Source organism: Janthinobacterium sp. AD80, assembly GCF_002878455.1.
Taxonomy (GTDB): Bacteria; Pseudomonadota; Gammaproteobacteria; order Burkholderiales; family Burkholderiaceae_D; genus Janthinobacterium.
Window position 1 is genome coordinate 85,816 of record NZ_NRDQ01000002.1, and the last position, 16,845, is coordinate 102,660.

Genomic DNA, 16,845 nt, shown 5'->3' on the forward strand with positions numbered 1-16,845 from the left:
GGAAAAATACCTGGCTAATCCAGCGGCTAGTAAACCCCAGAAAAGAAACGCTACAACCAAACAAGAAACAATTGTCACCCACTTCCTAAACCACTCAAAGCGGCGCCGCCAAGGCGAATGGAGTTCATATCTTTCCATCTCATAATTCCCGTAAAATTTCCTACTTTTAACTTCTCGTAGTACAAGGCGCATCAACTTCTTTAGCAAGTCGAACGGCTGGTTTTAGCCGGTTGCCGTCGTTGGCAGGTTCTCCCTAAAACGGACCTGCAGTTGCTGGCCAAGTGCCGCATGGCCTTACGAGATCCATCCCAATTCATCCTTGGTAACCTCCCATTTATCGTCGCGTTTTTCTAACTGGTACGTGCTGCCAGACGCACTTAACGATCCTTCATAATACCCACCTGTTATGGTCATACTTGTCGCAGAGTCCCATGAGTGCTCACCCACCACTAGTATTAATGCAGGGCTGTTCGAACTTTTTTCAAAAACACCACTATCTTCATCGTAGGCACAGTCAGATCCCTTTCGGACTTTTCGACGTCCATCGTTAAGCCGCTCAATCAGTATGGCCGGCGGATCCATTTTACTTGACGACCTCCTGTCGAAAACGTTTGAAATCTCAACACAGAAGATATCAACATCATCTTTCGTCGCAGCATAATTGTGCGTCATCTGATAGCGAATAAGCGCTTCCTTAGCGAAAAGTGCATCCTCAGGTGTTCCAGTCTTTCCAGTGCACGCGGCGCATACAATCGCGACCCCAAGCACAAAGAAATTAAACTTAATTGAGATTAAGAACATATCTCCCTTCTTTTCGATTAACAAGATTGGTTCACCGTCCGCTCTTGGCCGGTTGCCGTCGTTATCAGGTTCCGCCCCGAAGCGGTCACTCAAAACCTGCAACGTAGTGCTCCCTGAAGCTATGTATTGTCCCTCGTTCCCGTAGCCCACGATTGAGCGAGACGCTGGCCATCTTCGCTACCAACGATACGGTCGATTGCCGCCACTTTTCTCAGCGCACCATTCACGTCGAAGCCAGTCCCTGCTGCTAACGCTAAGGCTTCGTTGTGCAAGGCATACGCAAGATGAGCCGCAACGCGCAAGTGAGTTGCAGCGTCATTTTCGCTTCCCAAGTATGAACTTAAGAGCAAACGTATTTCGTACAGCGCATTGGCAATAAGTTTCGTTTCAGCATCATTCATACCCGACTATTCCCATAAAAAAGTTATGACTGCTTTTGGCCGAATCCAGCCGAAGTTGCTCAGACGTTGACTTTACGACACCTTCACGCATCAGATCGGTATGCGTAGTATGCAGACAAAACAAGCAGCAATTACAATAAGCATAAGAAGGTGAATCATTAGCAGACTATTTTTCCTTTTTTCGTCCGCTGCCGGCCACATTAAAAGTCTGCGGCCCAATGATATTTCCCACGAAATTTTGCCCAATCTTGCCGTGAGTTTCAACGTGTGGGGCATTCCCTGCTTGGGATGCTGGGGGCGTTGGCGAGCGCATGCCGCTAATCATCCCAAGTACGCCTGCTTTCCCTCGAACGTCCATACTTCTATAGCCATCCAACAATTCTCGCTCATCAGAGGTAACGGCTGATTGCAATCTCTCACCCGTAAGTATGTAGTGGACATCGACCCCGATCCCAGCCAACGCTCGTAAGTAAAGCGCATCCGGGGCACGCTCGTCTTGTTCATACAGAGTTTGTGCGCGTCGCTTCAGCCCGCCGACGGCAGCAAAATCTTCTTGATTCATGCCCAACCGCTGACGCTCTTCTTTTAGTATTTCACCAATTGATCTCATTTGCGCTCAAATTTTTCTTTACAATGCTCTCATTTGAGAGCTATAGTTATGCCATACCATACCGATTACAGATCATAACATTATGAAAAACGTATCCATAGCGAGGCGCACTGCCAAGGGCGTCACGACTAAGCCTCTTGGCGTTCGTCTCACGTCTGGCGAGGTAGACGAAGTCGAAGGCTACGCGGAGAAACTTGAGCGCTCCCGTGCCTGGTTCCTCCGTTTCCTGATCCTTCGCGGCCTCGCCGATTACAAGCGTGAACTCGCTTCCAAATCCATTCACTAAGGACAACGTCATGTACCCCGATGCAAAACGTATCCGCAGCCACCGCGTCATGCTGCGCCTGGACGATTACGAGCACCAGCTCGTTTCCTCGATCGCCAACTACCAGGGCGAAGAGCTTGCGGTGCTGGTGCGCCAGATCGTGATGCGTGAAGCCTTGGCCGTGATCGCCCTGGATGACGCCACGATTGACAGCGTACAGCGTCGCAGCGTTTAAACCGAGTCACTTTTGAGCAACTCTAAAGTTACAGAAAATGCCAGATCATCAAATTAACCTCAATGACGAAGAGCGCGCGGTGCTGGAACTCGTGCGACAACGCCAGGGGCTGGCAAGTATCGATCAGGCGGCTGAATGGCTCGTCAAGTCGCGCTTACGCATACAGTCGAAAAACATGACAGGTCGCGGTCGCGCCCTGTACCAAGTGGAAAGAAAGCTGAAATGAGAGTCATCGGCCTGCCCTGCCCGCATTGCGAATACACCGTCCGCGCCGTCAAGAGCCGCATGATGTCCGCCATGTTCAAGGAAATCACCTACATGTGCCAGAACCCGGACTGCGGGCACTCTTTCGTGGCAGGCCTGGAAGTGCTGCGCACCCTATCGCTGTCCGCCATGCCCAAGCCCGATATCCGCATCCCGATGTCCCAGCATGCGCGCACGGCGGCCACCAGCCAGCTGGCCCTCGACCTGACTGCGGGCTGCTGATGACTATCCCGCTCCGCGCGCCGCCGTAACCCGGCCGCAGTAACTCCCCTCTTTTGCTGTGCCCTGCTGCGCTCCCTTTTGAGCGTGCGGGATTCGTTCAACCTGAAATAAGGAAAACCGATGGAAAACACGCTGCGCGCCGCCAGTCATGCCGACCAATCCATGGCATCACGCACGATCCGCCCGACCTTGCAAAATTGTATTGTCCCCGTGGCGCCAACGTGTTTTCTGCTGCAACCCAGCGCGGGCATCGGCATCGCGGCGCTAACCGCCCGCATCCATGAGATTGCCAAGACCTATCACGCCTACGGCGCTGCCAATCTGACCTTCATCGTCAGCGATGCGCAGGCACTGGAGCGTGATGGCTTTTTCGCGCCAGCCAAGCAACGCGCCCTGGTCGGCAAGCTGCCCATTGAGGTGAACTACATTTTCGCCAACGAAGCGGGTTCCCGCCACTGCTGCGGCGCATCGCACACGCTCCCGTACTGGGCAGAACATTTTCTCAAGCCAGGGGCACGCTAATGCGGCGCCTGGCCCAAACCTGCGGCATCTGGCTGCTGTCGCTCCTGATCGTCATTGCACCCGGCGTGCTGCGGGCCATTGGCTTCATCAAGGACTGAACCATGCCGGCGTCCCTTATCGACAATCACCTGTCCTTCCAGCCTGCCGCCGAAATTCTGGCCGCGCGCGACAAGGACATGCCGACGCCACCAGGCGCCGGGCATGCGCTGGCCGCCATCGCTGAAGCCAAGGCCCAGCTGCGCAGCATCAAGCCGCGCAACCTGGCGCCCTTCATGGCCCAAGCGTGGGGATTGTCGCCGCGCGGCGCGCGCCGCTCCGTGCTGATCGCCGCCGGCCTGGACGCCGACCGCTGGGAATCGCCCATCCATTCATTTACCGAGGAAGAGCGCATCGAACTGCGCGCCGCTACCTCTGCCGCTATCCGTGTGTACGAAAGACTGTTGAATGCAATCTAAACAAATCCTGCTGCCTGCCCCGCAACGCCACGAAGCTTTTTTGCGATCCGCGCAGTTCGCGCCCGAGCTGGCCCGCATTCCCTACAAGTGGCGCAACCGCGTCATCACGGCCGCCATGGCCAAGATGGCCTGGTCGTCCTGGTACAAAATCTATGAGTCCATCGCCACCAGCTTTGTGCGCGAGTTCGCCGACCTGTACGTGCCGGCCGGCGTCGACCTGTCGCAAAGCGACGCCGACATCGTGGCCACCGCCGAGCGCGCAGCGGCCGGCGTGACCAAAATGCTATGGATGGCCGTGTCCGACACGCACGCCCTGCAGATCATGGAAGACGAATGCGCCTCGTATGGCATCGAGCTGCCCGAGTTCGACGCACTGGCCGACACCATCGCCCGTCTGGTGGACGCCCGCTGGTGGCGCCGCCAACTGCGCAAGCGCGTCAAGCGCGCCTTTGAAGCCGGCAATATCCGCCTGGGCTATGTCAACTATCGCGCCGAACCCTACGCCAGCAACGACGCCGTGCTGTCGCGTCTAGCGCAGAACCGGCGCAACGCGGCAGCGCTGGCCGCCACGCTGGTGCAGAACGAGAATGGCCAGCAATTCAGCATCGCCGAACTGGCCGAGAAAACCACCGCGAATAAAGCCATCCGGCGCGGCGAGCTGATGTTGCGCATCAACGGCTTTGAGCAGATCGCCCGCGAGTGCGGCGACCAGGGTATTTTCATCACCTGGACGTGCCCATCGCGCTTTCACGCCATGCAGCACAGCGGAAAACCGAACGACAAGTTCGACGGCTCGACGCCACGCGAAGCGAATGCCTACTTGGGCAAGATGACATCGCTGTGCCGCTCCGCGCTGGCGCGCCGGGGTATCGGCCTGTACGGCTTCCGCATCGCCGAACCGCATCACGACGGCTGCCCGCATTGGCATCTGCTGCTGTTCGTGCGCCCGACCGCGAAATACAAGACGGCCCACCTGCGGGACGTGGCAGGCCGCGCCATCCGCATCATGAAGCGCTACGCCTGGCGCGTGGACCGTGGCGAACCGGGCGCCTTCACGCGCCGCCTGGACGTGAAACGCATCGACTGGGCCAAGGGCAGCGCCGCCGGCTACATCGCCAAATATGTGGCCAAGAACATCGACGGCGTGGCCGAGCACAAGACGAAAGAAGGCTATCTCGTCACGGCCGACACCGAAGGCGATGTCGAGCTGACACCATCGGCGCGCGTGGAGTCCTGGGCTGCATGCTGGGGCATCCGTCAATTCCAGCAATGGGGCGGCGCACCCGTCACCGTCTGGCGCGAACTGCGCCGCATCGAGGAAAGCATGCTCAACGAGGCGCCGGCCGCCATGCGCCGCGCCTGGGACGCCGTGCAAAAGATCGACGGCGAGAAGCGCGCTTGCTGGGCCGAGTACCTGCGCGCCCAAGGCGGTGCCCTGGTGCCGCGCAAGGAACTGGTCGTCACCCTGGCCACGGACGAAAAGACCGTCATCGGCCGCTACGGCGAAACGCTGCGCACCACGCCCTACGGCGTGCGCTGCAGCGACCTCATTGGCGTGGTCTTCAAGTCCGTGCGCCATACGTGGACGCCGGTACAGGCCACAGGCGGGCGCGGGGTGGCTGTTGGGGTTGCCGTTCCTCGGACTCGTGTAAATAACTGTACGCACCCCGACCGCCCTGCCCCGGCCACGCCGCCGGCGGCGCCCGTGCCCGATCTGCCCGACGAGGCAAAAACAGCGGTCATTGCCGCCTGGGCGGCCGTCAACGCCTGCCCGTATCCCCGGCTGATCGTCCACGACAACCCACCCCATGAAGGAAATGGCACATGAGCACCTATGCCGTGATCGTTCGCACGCAAACCGAACGCTTTGAATTTTTTGAGGTTGCCGCATCCAGCGGCGACGTGATCGACGCCGCCATCGACCGCTACGGCGTGTGCGGCGTTACCGCCAAACTGAAAGGAGCACCGCAATGCTAACCACCCTGACCGATTCACCGCGGCAAATCGCCCTGGGCGACCGTGTGACATTCGATACCGACGAAGGCTACCAGGCCGGCACCGTCAACGACCTGCGCCGTGACGTGGGCAATGGCGAGCTGCACGCCTGGGTGGAGCTGGACCACCAGTGGCCAGGCATGTTCCGCGCCGTGCCGCTGGGCGCAATAGCATCTGCAATCAATGATCCGGACGAAGCACAATGAAAAGCCCATACCTGATCGAAGCGCCCACATGCATCAATTTGAGCGGAGGCCGAACATCGGCCCATATGCTGAAAATGATACTCAACGAAAACGGCGGAATTCCGGCATGCGCCGTGGTTCTGTTCTGCAATACCGGTAAGGAAGAGGAATTGACCCTTCGGTTTGTACGCGAAATCGGCCTGTACTGGGGCGTTACCGTTATTTGGCTGGAATACCGCCCTGGTCAAACATTCGCTGTAGTCGACTATGAAACGGCCAGCCGAAATGGTGAGCCATTCACGGCCGTTATCGCGGACCGTGACGGTGTTTTGCCAAACCGGGTGGCCAGATACTGCAGCTCAGAAATGAAGACGCGCACCATGCATAGATACTTGCGTTCGCTGGGCTGGACCGAGTGGGATACCTTCATTGGTATCCGTGCAGACGAACCGGCACGCGTTGCAAAGTTTAGACAACGCCCATCACCGGAGACGCCTGACGAAGTGGTTTGTATGCCCAGCGCCGCCGCAGGCGTGACACGGGCAATCGTGGGCGACTTCTGGCGCGCCAGCGAGTTTGACCTGCGTCTGATAAGCGTCAACGGCGAGACGCCAGAAGGAAATTGCGATCTGTGTTTTTTAAAGAAAGCACGGCGTGTATTGAGCCTCATCTCGGCCCGACCGTCCAGGGCAGTCTGGTGGGCGCAGTGCGAGTTAAGAGCCGAAACCATCACAAGCGGTAACGGCAGTCGCTTTAGAAATGATCGGCCCAGCTATGGACGCATGGCCGAATTCGCAAAGAGCCAGGTCGATGTTTTTGGTCACGAAAATGACGAAGCAATTCAATGCGCATGCATGGATTAAAAGAAAGCTGACAGTGCACATGACAACACCGGATCAATACAGAGAATTCTGCCGGCTGCGCGACTACCGCAAGCCTGGCGTCGAAGTACCGCACCACACCGAGGCCGAAGCATTCGCCTTGGCGGTGCAAAGCAAAACCGGCCATACAGAACCAGCCCAGCGCAAGAAAAACCCCACCACGAAAGGAATCAAATAATGAACGAAGACCGAATTATTTACCGCCAGGACTTATACAAAATGCTGGGCGTCACTTCGGAGACGCTGCGCAGATGGGTCAAGGAAAACAAGCTGCCGCCAGCGGACGTTTCCATCACCCAGCGCACTCTAGGATGGCGCCTGTCAACGCTCCAAGCCGCTGGAATCAGGCTGCTTTAACAGCCAGTCAGCGAAGGCCTGAAGCATAACGCGCCGCTGCTTCAGGTACTCCGCTGAGTTGTAGACCCCGCGCACGCCGCCGTCCTTGTGCGCGAGCTGCACCTCGACGTGGTCCGAGTTGTACTCGTGCTCGTTGGCCCAGGTGGAACCGACCTTGCGCCAGCCGTGGCCCGTCATCTTGCCTTTGAAGCCGATACGGTGAATGAGGTAGAGAATCGCGTTTTCACTCATGGGGCGGATGCCGCCCCGGTCATTCGGGAACACGTAGATGCTGCCCCGCGAACGCAGCTTCATTTCAGCCAGCAGTTCCAGCGCCTGGGAAGACAGCGGCACAAGGTGCTCGCGGCCCTTCTTCATGCGCTTGCCCGGTATCCTCCAGACATCGCCCTCCACTTCCGCCCAGGTCATGCGCCGCAGCTCGTCCGTGCGCGTCCACGTCAACGCCAGCAGCCTGCAGGCCAGCACAGACTGAATTTCATCTTCCAGGCCCAGGCGCTCCATGAACGGATGCACCTCGGCCAATGTCAGGGCGGCGAACCCTTCGCGCGGCTTGCGGGAAAAGGCGACCTTCGAATTGATGTTCGATGCAGGGTTCTCTTCGCAGTGGCCGTGCTGGATGGCCCAGTCAAGAACCTGTCCCACCCACATGCGCACGCGCCGGACGTACACGGACAGGCCGGCGGCATCCATCGGGCGCAGCGCGGCCATCAAGTCTTCCTTGGTAATTTCACGAACCGTTTTCGCGCCCAGCGTCGGCGAGACGTACATGGCCAGCGCGCGCAGTGCATTTGCCTTGTAGCCGGCGCTGATGTCCGTGCGCCCGGCCCAGTAGGTATCGATGGCGGCATCAAGGGTAATCGATGGGTTACTTGTCTTGCGCTTGGGCTTGAGGTCTTCCCCGTCGATCAGTTTCAACCGCAAAACGTCCCGGCGCTCGCGCGCTTCCTTGAGGCCGATCAGGGGATACGGGCCGATGACGGCAGTTTGTTGCTTGCCCTGGTCGTTGCGATAGGCCATGCGCCAAACCTTGTTGCCGCTTGGCAGGACTGCCAGCATCAGGCCGTGGCCATCGAAGAGCTTGCGCAGCTTGCCGTCATTCGGCGTTGCGCGCCGGCAGTCTGCGTCGGTAAGGGTATTGATGGCCATGCGATATCCTGTAGGTACGGTTTTGAGAAAAACCGCATCATACCTACAATTTAGCCTACGCATCATTCTGCGAGAGCGTTTTTGGATATCACCGAATCTGTGACTCGGCGGGACAAAAATCAAGCTAAGTCGTTGATTTTCAATGAAATTCGGTGGAATATAGGTTGAGTATACTCACGAATTTTTTATGTACTTGGCGGAAGCGGTGAGATTCGAACTCACGAACAGTTTAACCCGTCGCTAGTTTTCAAGACTAGTGCCTTCAACCACTCGGCCACGCTTCCAGATGGCAGCATTATACATAAAGGTCGGGGGCTTACCAATGGCGAGTGGTCGGTGCCGCACATTAAAGTCCGAAAAGCAAGCTCTGGGGGCGTACGCGCCCGGTACGCCCCCTCCGGCGATTCGCCTGCGAGTTCTGCACACGCGCTGGCATGCCAACGTTACACGCCCCAATTCGCCCGCAAGGCCCGTTCGAACTCTCCCGCCGGCAGCGGGCGCGAGAACAGGTAGCCTTGCACTTCGTCGCAGCCCGAGCTTTTCAGGAAGGCCAGCTGCTCGGCCGTTTCCACGCCTTCGGCGATCACTTTGTGGTGCAGTTGCTGGGCGATGCTGATGATGGTGCTGGCGATGGCGCAGTCGCTGGCGTCGGTGGGGATGCCGGTGGTAAATGATCGGTCGATCTTTAATGTATCGATGGGGAAGCGTTTCAGGTAAGACAGGCTGGAATAGCCGGTGCCGAAGTCGTCGAGCGACAGGGCCACGCCCAGGGCCGTGATGCGGTCCATGATGCCGATCACGCGCTCGATGTTGTGCATCAGGGTGCTTTCCGTGATTTCCAGTTCCAGCCAGTCCGCTTCCAGGCCGTAGCGGGCCAGGGTTGCCGCCACCCTGGCGGGCAAGGCCGAGGTGAATTCGCGTGCAGAGACGTTCACGGCCAGGCGGATCGGCGGCAGGCCGGCCTGTTTCCACGCTTGCGCTTGGGCACAGGCCGCTTCCAGCACCCATTCGCCCACTTGCACCACCAGACCCGTCGATTCGGCCAGGGGAATGAATTCGGCGGGCGGGATCATGCCGTGCTGCGGATGGTGCCAGCGCACCAGCGCTTCGGCGCCGATGATGCGTCCGCTTGCCAGCGCGTATTTCGGCTGGTAGTGCAGCATCAGCTGCTGCTCGGACAGGGCCTGGCGCAAGCCCGTTTCCAGACGCATGCGCGCCTGCATGCCCAGATTCATGTCCTGGCTGTAGAAAGCCACGCTTTCCGCTTCGCCACCACTGTCCTGCTTGGCACGGTACATGGCGATGTCGGCCAGGCGCAGCAGGGTTTCCGCGTCCTGCCCGTCTTGCGGATACACACTGATGCCAATGCTGGCGCCCACGCGCAGGTCGTGGCCTTCGATCAGGAACGGTTCCACCAGGGAGGCGAGCAGTTTCTGCGAAACCATGCTCGCCTCAAAATGCTGGCCGATGTCGAACAGGCCGACGGCGAACTCGTCGCCACCCAGGCGCGCCACCAGGTCCTGGTCGCGCAGTACCTGGCGGAAACGCAAGGAGACCTGCCGCAGCAGCTCGTCGCCGATGCGCCGGCCCAGGGTATCGTTGATCAGTTTAAAACGGTTCAGGTCGATGAACAGCACGCAGCCGAGCATCTTGCTGCGCTGCGCCACGGAGAGGGCCTGGTCCACCAGCTTGGCCAGCAGGGTGCGGTTGGGCAGGCTGGTCAGCGGGTCATAATAGGCCAGGTGGTGCAAACGCTCTTCGGCCAGCTTGCGCTCGGTAATGTCCGTCAGATAGGCGATCAGTCCGATAGGCTTGTCGTCCATGTCCTGCAGCGGCGAGAGGGACAGGCTGGCCCAGAAGATCTCGCCTGACTTCTTGCGGCGCCGCACCTCCATCAAACGCCCGCCCTGCTCCAGGAAGGCATCGTGGAAACCCGTGTCCTCGTCGTCGTAGAGGAACAAAATGTTGCGGCCCACGGCTTCCACCGAGGTGTAGCCGAACAGCCGTTCGGCGCCCTTGTTCCAGCTGGTGATGTAACCGGTCAAGTCCATCGTCAGCACGGATTCGTGCAGCTGGTCGAGAATTTGCGTCTGCTGCGCCAGCAAGGCTTCGACTTGCGCGTAAGCATGGGTCGAGCGCTGCGCCAGCGCATGCACTTGCAGCACGCCCGCCGTCAGCGATGCCAGGCTGGCCAGGTGGCGGCGGTCGGCGTCGTTGTAGGCAATGCGGCCGGCCACGGCATAATGGCCGTAGCAATGCCCATCGAAACTGACTTCCTGCAGCAAGGCGGGCGTGTCGTTCGGAAACGGCGTGGGCGGCGTGATGGCGTCGGCGTTGCCGGACGGCAGGAACTGGCAATACGGGCTGGCCATGACGGCGCTGGCGATGCGGCCCAGCTCGGCCATCAGCGCGGGACCGCGCAAGCGCACGACGGCGTCGCACAGGGCGGCGCTATCACTGAGGAAATCCGACACCGGCAGCACGGCCATGCTACAGATTCCGGCTGACCTGGATGGCCCACTGGTACGCCTGTAGCAGGCTGCGCCAATAGGTTTCTCCATCGATGCCGGCGTGGCGCAAGCTGTCGGGCGGCGGCGCCGCGCTTTCGACCAGCGCCAGCAGGGTGCCCAGCTCGCCGCTGCGCTCCAGCAAGGCAGCGCTGACGGCGGGCGCCAGGTTCAGGGTGGCGATGATCTCTTCCATCGGCATGCCCAGCAGGAGGTCCAGCAGGGAAAACACGCCGGCCATGAAAGCCAGGTCCTGCGCGTCGCGGTCGCCGCCGCGCAGCTGGCACAGCGCTTCCATCTGTGCCGCGCGCACGGCCGCCAGCGGCAGCAGCGCGTGGATCTTGCCGTCGTCTTGCTGGCGCGCGTACAGCAGCAGTTGCAGCCAGCGCTGCAACTGGCGGCGGCCCAGCAGGGTGATGGCCTGGCTGAAGCCGGTAATCGGCGCCGTGAAGCCAAAGGCGGCCGAGTTGACCAATTTCAAGAGGTGGTAACTGAGGGCCGGGTCTTGCTTGAGCGGCACTTCCAGTTCATGCGCGTCGGCATCGCGGGCCAGCAAGCCCAGCAGCGCCAGCAGGCGCTTGCGCGAGGTGGCGTCTTCCGGCTCGCTTTGCTGGCGCGCATGCTGCAGCGCGTAGTCGCCGGCAAACCAGCTCACGCCCAGCTCCTGCAGCGAAGCCAGACGCTGGGCGTCGCCGATGTTGTAGGCCAGGTGGGGACCGGGCAAGGGCAGCAATTGATGCAGGCCCGGCAGTTCTCCCGCCGCGTCGATGGCCAGTGCGCGCGCCTCGACCTGCGCCGCCGCCACGGGACCGGCGCCTGGCCCGTCGAGGAGGATGCGGTAGCCGGCGTCGCGCCATTGCTGGGATTTTTTCTGGATCTGCTTGTCGCTGGCAAAATGCGCCGGCAAACGGAAGATGGTGCGTCGCGGCGCCAGTTGCGCCAGTACGGCCTCGTCCACGCCATGCGGGTCGGCCAGGGGAATGATGCAGTCGAGCGGCGCCAGGAAGGCATACGCATCTGCAGCGGCCAGCGCCGTCAGCAACGGTGCCGTCGATGGCTGTGCTACATGCAAGGTGACAGCCACCCACTCGTTATGAGCATTGGCAACTGCTTGTAATCCCACCAAAGGAAACAGGTTTGATTCAGACGCTGACATCGGTATCTCAGTGTGGGTAGGGCGCCATAGTAAATAAACTGACCAGCATTGGCAACCCTGGCCCGGCAGGGATGCCATTTCGACAGCGAAGAATCATTCTATCTGAATCTCACCCACGAAACAGTTTAATTTTGGCAATAAATGTTCAAAAAAAACATTCCCCCGTGAGACCCGCCTGCCATGCGGGTTTGCGGAAAATACCGTGTCCTGCCAGCACCGTTCAGGTGCCGCCGCCATGGGCGTGCTCGACCGCGTACTTGATCAATTCGGCCTGCCCTTCGATGCCCAGCTTGCGCTTGATGTTCAGACGGTGCGTCTCCACGGTGCGCACGCTCAGGTCCAGGTCGCGGGCGATCTGCTTGTTCGACTGGCCCGCCGCGATGTGCTGCAGCACTTGCTGCTCGCGCGTGGTGAGGAAGGAATCGTGGACCTGCGGGCGCGACAGTTGCCGCGCCAGCGCCGCGCTGTAATAGATGCCGCCCGACATCACGGTGTCGATGGCAAAGACGATATCTTTGCCCGGCGCATCCTTGAGCACATAGCCGCGCGCACCGGCCGCGATGGCTTGCGAAACATATTCGAGCTTGTCATGCATGGACAGGATCAGCACGGCGATTTGCGGAAACGCCTGCTTGAACAGCGCGGTCGCTTCGATGCCGTTGGTGCCGCGCATGTTGATGTCCATCAGCACCAGGTCCACCTGGTGGTCGCGCGCCGCGGCCAGCGCTTCATCGGCACCGCCCGCCTCGGCCACGACGTCGAAATGCGCCACCGCTTCCAGGCGCGCGCGCAAGCCGTCGCGCACGAGGGGGTGGTCGTCCACCAGCAAAATTCTGATCATGTCACTCATGGTTCTGTGTGCTTCTCTGTCTGTGCATTAATGTGTGGAAGGAAGGCCGAGCCGTGCCAGCACCAAGGTGCCGGCCGGCGAAGACGTGATGTGCAGGCTGCCGCCGATGGCTTCCATGCGTTCCGTCATGTTGCGCAGGCCGATGCCGCGCTGCGGATGCAGGGCGATGCCGTCGAAGTCAAAGCCGCCGCCGTTATCCTGGATGCGCAATTCCACCGCCTTGCCCGCCTCGTGCAGGCTGACCTCGACGGCGCTGGCGTGCGCATGGCGTTCGCTGTTGGTCAGCGCTTCCTGGGCGATGCGGAACAGCACGGTATTCACCATGTCGGGCAAGCCTTCGCCCGCCGTGGCCGGACTGGCCGTGAAACTGGCTTGCGCGCTGCTGCTGTCGTTAAATTCATGCACCAGATGGTCGAGCGCGGCGGCCAGGCCCAGGTCGTCGAGGATGGCCGGGCGCAAGTTGTGCGAGATGCGCCGCACTTCGCCCAGCACCTTGTTGAGCTGCTCGGCGGCGCGCTCGAAGGTGGCCGGGGCTTTCTCTTTCTGCTCGGCGTTGCCGCCCAGGCGCGCGATGCCCGCCTCGATCTGCAATTTGATCGATACCAGCCACTGGCTGATGCCGTCATGCAAATCGCGCGACAGCCGCGCCCGCTCTTCCTCCTGCGACTCCACCACGCGCTGCGCCAGCACTTTCAGCTTGGCATCGGCCACCTTCAATTCGCGCAGGTTCAGCACCAGGCCGCAGGCGGCCACCAGCAGCGAGCCGAGGATGGCGATGCCGGCGATCAATTCCATGGTCGAGCGGATGTTGCGCGACTGCTGCGCATCGACCTGCGCCAGCGCCTGATCGACGTCATCCATATAGATGCCGGTGCCCATCATCCAGCCCCACTCCTGCATCAGGATCACATAGCCAAGTTTCGGTGCGGATTTATTCGTCGACGGCTTGATCCAGTTGTAGCGCTCGAAGCCGCCGCCGCTCCGCGCCCGCTGCATCAGGCGCTGGATGGTCAGATTGCCTTCGGCATCGCGCAATTCCCACAGGTTCTGCCCCACCAGCTCAGGCTGGCGCGGATGCATCAGCGACCGGCCCTGCAAATCGTAGATGAAGAAATAGCCATCGTCGCCATAACTGAGCGAGGCGAGGATGCGCTTGGCTTCTTCTTGCGTGGCGGCATCCTTGCGCCCCGACTGGTACAGGGACGCGATGGAATGGCTGGCCAGGGTCACGTAATGCTTGAGTTCGGCTTCCTTGCTGGCCAGGTACGCTTGCTGGATGGTGGCGCGCTGCTGCTCGGCCAGGGTATTCGCCTGGTGCCGCACGGCAAAGGCGATGGCGCACAGGGCCAGGATCAGCGGCGTGAGGGCCAGGAAGATGACTTTCTGTCTGAGTTTCATGGCCTGGCGCTCCGGCAGCGTCGATATGGTGGAAATGCGTGATTTTACGTCGCGGCGCATTGTTTGATCTGCGTAGTAATACTGAGCGTTACTGCGTAGTGCTGCGCTTGCCACGATTATACGGTTCCTGAATACTAGCCATAAGCTGCGGACACCCCCAAGAGTGGCACCCAAACTGGCGACGACCAGGCTCCGCGGCACACATCATCGCACGGCACAGCGCCCGTCAAATCTCTGGAGGAAGCATGAACCGCATTTTCAAACAGCTCGGCTGGGCAGCGCTTGCGCTGGCTGGCGCCGGGTCCCTGGGCGTTGTCGCCCTGCAACGTGGCGAACCGATCAGCGCGATCTGGATCGTCATCGCCGCCATCTGCGTCTACCTGATCGCTTACCGCTTCTACAGCCTGTTCATCGCCGACAAGGTGCTGAGCCTGGACCCGCGCCGCATGACGCCGGCCTTCAAGCACAACGATGGCCTGGACCACGTGCCGACGAATAAATACGTGCTGTTCGGCCACCATTTCGCGGCGATTGCCGGTGCCGGTCCCCTGGTCGGCCCCGTGCTGGCTGCACAGATGGGCTATCTGCCCGGCATGCTGTGGATTTTGGCGGGCGTGGTATTTGCCGGCGCCGTGCAGGACTTTATCGTGCTGTTCATTTCCATGCGCCGCGATGGCCGCTCGCTGGGCGACCTGATCAAGGCTGAGCTGGGCGAAATTCCCGGCATGATTGCCTTGCTCGGCTGCTTCATGATCATGGTCATCATCCTGGCCGTGCTGGCATTGATCGTCGTCAAGGCGCTGACCGGCTCCCCATGGGGCAGCTTTACAGTGATGGCGACGATCCCCATCGCCCTGTTCATGGGCGTGTATTCGCGCTTCATCCGCGTCGGGCGTATCGGCGAAATTTCCATCATCGGCTTTGTCCTGCTGATGCTGGCCATCATCGGCGGCCAGTACGTGCAGGAACACGCGGTGCTCGGCCCGATGTTCACATTTACGGGCACGGAACTGACGTGGATGCTGATCGGCTACGGCTTCATCGCGTCCGTGCTGCCCGTGTGGCTGCTGCTGGCGCCGCGCGACTACCTGTCGACGTTCCTGAAAATCGGCACGATTCTCGGCCTGGCCATCGGCATCATCGTCGTCGCGCCCTACCTGAAAATGCCGGCCATGACCAAGTTCATCGATGGCACGGGCCCCGTCTGGTCGGGCAATCTGTTCCCCTTCCTGTTCATCACCATCGCTTGCGGCGCCGTCTCCGGCTTCCACGCGCTGATTTCCTCGGGCACCACGCCGAAGATGATTGAAAACGAAAGCCATGCCCGCTTCATCGGCTACGGCGCCATGCTGATGGAATCGTTCGTCGCCATCATGGCCCTGGTGGCCGCCTCGACCATCGAACCTGGCATCTATTTCGCCATGAACAGCCCGGCCGCCCTGATCGGCACGACGGCGGAATCGGCTGCGCAAGCCATCTCGCAGTGGGGCTTCTATGTCACGCCGGAAATGCTGACGCAGACGGCCAAGGACGTTGGCGAGCACAGCATCATCTCGCGCGCCGGCGGCGCACCGACCCTGGCCGTCGGCATGGCGCAGATCCTCTCCGGCGCCATCGGCGGCAAGGCCATGATGGCCTTCTGGTACCACTTCGCCATCCTGTTCGAAGCGCTGTTCATCCTGACGGCCGTCGATGCGGGCACGCGTGCGGGCCGCTTCATGCTGCAAGACTTGCTGGGCAGCTTCGTGCCAGCGCTGAAACAGACGGAAAACGTCATCGCCAACCTGCTGGCCACGGGCCTGTGCGTGGCGGCCTGGGGCTACTTCCTGTACCAGGGCGTGGTCGATCCGCTGGGCGGCATCAATACCCTGTGGCCGCTGTTCGGCATCGCCAACCAGATGCTGGCGGCCATCGCGCTGATCCTCGGCACCTGCGTGCTGTTCAAGATGAAGCGCGGCCAGTATGCGTGGGTGACGATCCTGCCAACGATCTGGCTGCTGCTGTGCACCCTGACGGCCGGCTGGCAAAAGATTTTCGACGCCAACCCGCGCGTCGGCTTCCTGGCGCACGCCAAGAAATACTCGGCGGCACTCGATGAAGGCACCTTGCTGGCACCGGCCAAGTCCGTGGCGCAGATGCAGCAGATCATCTTCAACGATTACCTGGACGCCGGCCTGGCAGGCTTCTTCGTGATCGTCGTCGTCAGCGTGCTGTTCTTCGGCATCCGCACCATCTTGAAGGCGCGCGCCGACAGCAAGCCAAGCACCAAGGAAACGCCGTTCCAGGCCTTGCCCACGGTGCAATGATGATCGACGAAATCATCAAGGCGGGACGGTATCTGGGGCAAAGCATGCGGCTGATGTGCGGCTTGCCCGAGTACGACACCTACGTGGCGCACCGGGAAGTGACCCATCCCGGCGAGCCGATGATGACGTATGAAGAGTTCTTCCGCGAACGGCAGGAAGCCCGCTATGGCGGCGCCGGCAAGCGTGGTGGTTGTTGTTAGCGGACACCTGCCCCAGCCTGCTGCGCGTCGGTATAGGTGTGCGATGCTCACCGTACTTTAGTACGGTTGCGCTTCTCGGCCACCTCTTC

Annotated in this window: 21 protein-coding genes and 1 tRNA gene; 13 read left to right on the forward strand and 9 right to left on the reverse strand. The window is 60.6% G+C overall.

Annotated elements, in window-relative coordinates:
- Positions 1–294: 294 nt before the first annotated feature.
- From JaAD80_RS00670 to JaAD80_RS00680, 3 genes are all read right to left on the reverse strand, one after another.
- Positions 295–903 carry a hypothetical protein gene (locus JaAD80_RS00670; RefSeq protein WP_102292445.1) on the reverse strand — a complete coding sequence of 203 codons (609 nt, stop codon included), beginning with the start codon at positions 901–903 and terminating at the stop codon, positions 295–297.
- Between the two features lie 17 nt (positions 904–920).
- Positions 921–1,202 carry a hypothetical protein gene (locus JaAD80_RS00675; protein ID WP_102292446.1) on the reverse strand — a complete coding sequence of 94 codons (282 nt, stop codon included), beginning with the start codon at positions 1,200–1,202 and terminating at the stop codon, positions 921–923.
- Positions 1,203–1,368: 166 nt separating this feature from the next.
- On the reverse strand, positions 1,369–1,812 hold the full coding sequence (locus tag JaAD80_RS00680; RefSeq protein ID WP_102292447.1) for a helix-turn-helix domain-containing protein: 444 nt from the start codon (positions 1,810–1,812) through the stop codon (positions 1,369–1,371).
- Between the two features lie 82 nt (positions 1,813–1,894).
- On the opposite strand from JaAD80_RS00680, the gene JaAD80_RS30045 reads away from it, so the two are divergent.
- The 11 genes from JaAD80_RS30045 (at position 1,895) to JaAD80_RS30050 (ending at position 7,014) form a co-directional block, all read left to right on the forward strand.
- Complete coding sequence (locus JaAD80_RS30045) at positions 1,895–2,098, forward strand: hypothetical protein (RefSeq protein WP_146012215.1); 204 nt, start codon at positions 1,895–1,897, stop codon at positions 2,096–2,098.
- Positions 2,099–2,108: 10 nt separating this feature from the next.
- Positions 2,109–2,312 (forward strand): hypothetical protein, encoded by a 204-nt coding sequence (locus tag JaAD80_RS00690; protein WP_035820909.1) that lies wholly within the window; start codon positions 2,109–2,111, stop codon positions 2,310–2,312.
- A gap of 37 nt (positions 2,313–2,349) precedes the next feature.
- On the forward strand, positions 2,350–2,538 hold the full coding sequence (locus JaAD80_RS00695) for a hypothetical protein (protein ID WP_046682347.1): 189 nt from the start codon (positions 2,350–2,352) through the stop codon (positions 2,536–2,538).
- Positions 2,535–2,798, forward strand: coding sequence for an ogr/Delta-like zinc finger family protein (locus JaAD80_RS00700; RefSeq protein ID WP_102292449.1), 264 nt, complete (start codon positions 2,535–2,537; stop codon positions 2,796–2,798). Before JaAD80_RS00695 ends, JaAD80_RS00700 begins: the two co-directional genes overlap by 4 nt.
- A gap of 120 nt (positions 2,799–2,918) precedes the next feature.
- Positions 2,919–3,320, forward strand: a complete 402-nt coding sequence (locus tag JaAD80_RS00705) for a hypothetical protein (protein WP_102292450.1) — start codon at positions 2,919–2,921, stop codon at positions 3,318–3,320.
- 101 nt (positions 3,321–3,421) lie between these two features.
- The gene (locus JaAD80_RS31295) at positions 3,422–3,775 is read left to right on the forward strand and encodes a hypothetical protein (protein ID WP_035820917.1); all 354 of its coding nucleotides are present in this window, start codon (positions 3,422–3,424) and stop codon (positions 3,773–3,775) included.
- Positions 3,765–5,603 (forward strand): replication endonuclease, encoded by a 1,839-nt coding sequence (locus JaAD80_RS00715; RefSeq protein WP_102292451.1) that lies wholly within the window; start codon positions 3,765–3,767, stop codon positions 5,601–5,603. The genes JaAD80_RS31295 and JaAD80_RS00715 overlap by 11 nt, the downstream gene beginning before the upstream one ends.
- Entirely contained in the window at positions 5,600–5,752 is a 153-nt protein-coding gene (locus JaAD80_RS30505) for a hypothetical protein (protein WP_175539401.1), read from the forward strand. Before JaAD80_RS00715 ends, JaAD80_RS30505 begins: the two co-directional genes overlap by 4 nt.
- On the forward strand, positions 5,746–5,976 hold the full coding sequence (locus tag JaAD80_RS00720; RefSeq protein ID WP_102292452.1) for a hypothetical protein: 231 nt from the start codon (positions 5,746–5,748) through the stop codon (positions 5,974–5,976). Before JaAD80_RS30505 ends, JaAD80_RS00720 begins: the two co-directional genes overlap by 7 nt.
- On the forward strand, positions 5,973–6,818 hold the full coding sequence (locus tag JaAD80_RS00725; protein WP_102292453.1) for a phosphoadenosine phosphosulfate reductase family protein: 846 nt from the start codon (positions 5,973–5,975) through the stop codon (positions 6,816–6,818). The genes JaAD80_RS00720 and JaAD80_RS00725 overlap by 4 nt, the downstream gene beginning before the upstream one ends.
- Positions 6,784–7,014 carry a hypothetical protein gene (locus JaAD80_RS30050; protein ID WP_146012216.1) on the forward strand — a complete coding sequence of 77 codons (231 nt, stop codon included), beginning with the start codon at positions 6,784–6,786 and terminating at the stop codon, positions 7,012–7,014. The genes JaAD80_RS00725 and JaAD80_RS30050 overlap by 35 nt, the downstream gene beginning before the upstream one ends.
- Before the next feature lie 143 nt (positions 7,015–7,157).
- Here JaAD80_RS30050 and JaAD80_RS00730 read toward each other — a convergent pair whose 3' ends face one another.
- The 6 genes from JaAD80_RS00730 to JaAD80_RS00755 all read right to left on the reverse strand — a co-directional run bounded on the left by JaAD80_RS00730 (position 7,158) and on the right by JaAD80_RS00755 (position 14,250).
- Positions 7,158–8,339 (reverse strand): integrase arm-type DNA-binding domain-containing protein, encoded by a 1,182-nt coding sequence (locus JaAD80_RS00730; RefSeq protein ID WP_180979243.1) that lies wholly within the window; start codon positions 8,337–8,339, stop codon positions 7,158–7,160.
- A 194-nt stretch (positions 8,340–8,533) separates the two neighbouring features.
- Positions 8,534–8,623, reverse strand: a tRNA-Ser gene (locus JaAD80_RS00735).
- Between the two features lie 159 nt (positions 8,624–8,782).
- Positions 8,783–10,828, reverse strand: coding sequence for a bifunctional diguanylate cyclase/phosphodiesterase (locus JaAD80_RS00740; protein ID WP_102292455.1), 2,046 nt, complete (start codon positions 10,826–10,828; stop codon positions 8,783–8,785).
- Position 10,829: 1 nt separating this feature from the next.
- Positions 10,830–11,918 (reverse strand): HDOD domain-containing protein, encoded by a 1,089-nt coding sequence (locus JaAD80_RS00745; RefSeq protein WP_308410545.1) that lies wholly within the window; start codon positions 11,916–11,918, stop codon positions 10,830–10,832.
- A 304-nt stretch (positions 11,919–12,222) separates the two neighbouring features.
- Complete coding sequence (locus tag JaAD80_RS00750) at positions 12,223–12,852, reverse strand: response regulator transcription factor (protein ID WP_102292457.1); 630 nt, start codon at positions 12,850–12,852, stop codon at positions 12,223–12,225.
- 27 nt (positions 12,853–12,879) lie between these two features.
- Entirely contained in the window at positions 12,880–14,250 is a 1,371-nt protein-coding gene (locus tag JaAD80_RS00755) for a cache domain-containing protein (RefSeq protein WP_102292466.1), read from the reverse strand.
- A 245-nt stretch (positions 14,251–14,495) separates the two neighbouring features.
- Between JaAD80_RS00755 and JaAD80_RS00760 the strand changes: the two genes are divergently transcribed.
- Positions 14,496–16,556 (forward strand): carbon starvation CstA family protein, encoded by a 2,061-nt coding sequence (locus JaAD80_RS00760; RefSeq protein WP_102292458.1) that lies wholly within the window; start codon positions 14,496–14,498, stop codon positions 16,554–16,556.
- Positions 16,556–16,756, forward strand: a complete 201-nt coding sequence (locus JaAD80_RS00765; RefSeq protein WP_010396213.1) for a YbdD/YjiX family protein — start codon at positions 16,556–16,558, stop codon at positions 16,754–16,756. Before JaAD80_RS00760 ends, JaAD80_RS00765 begins: the two co-directional genes overlap by 1 nt.
- The last annotated feature ends 89 nt before the right edge of the window (positions 16,757–16,845 follow it).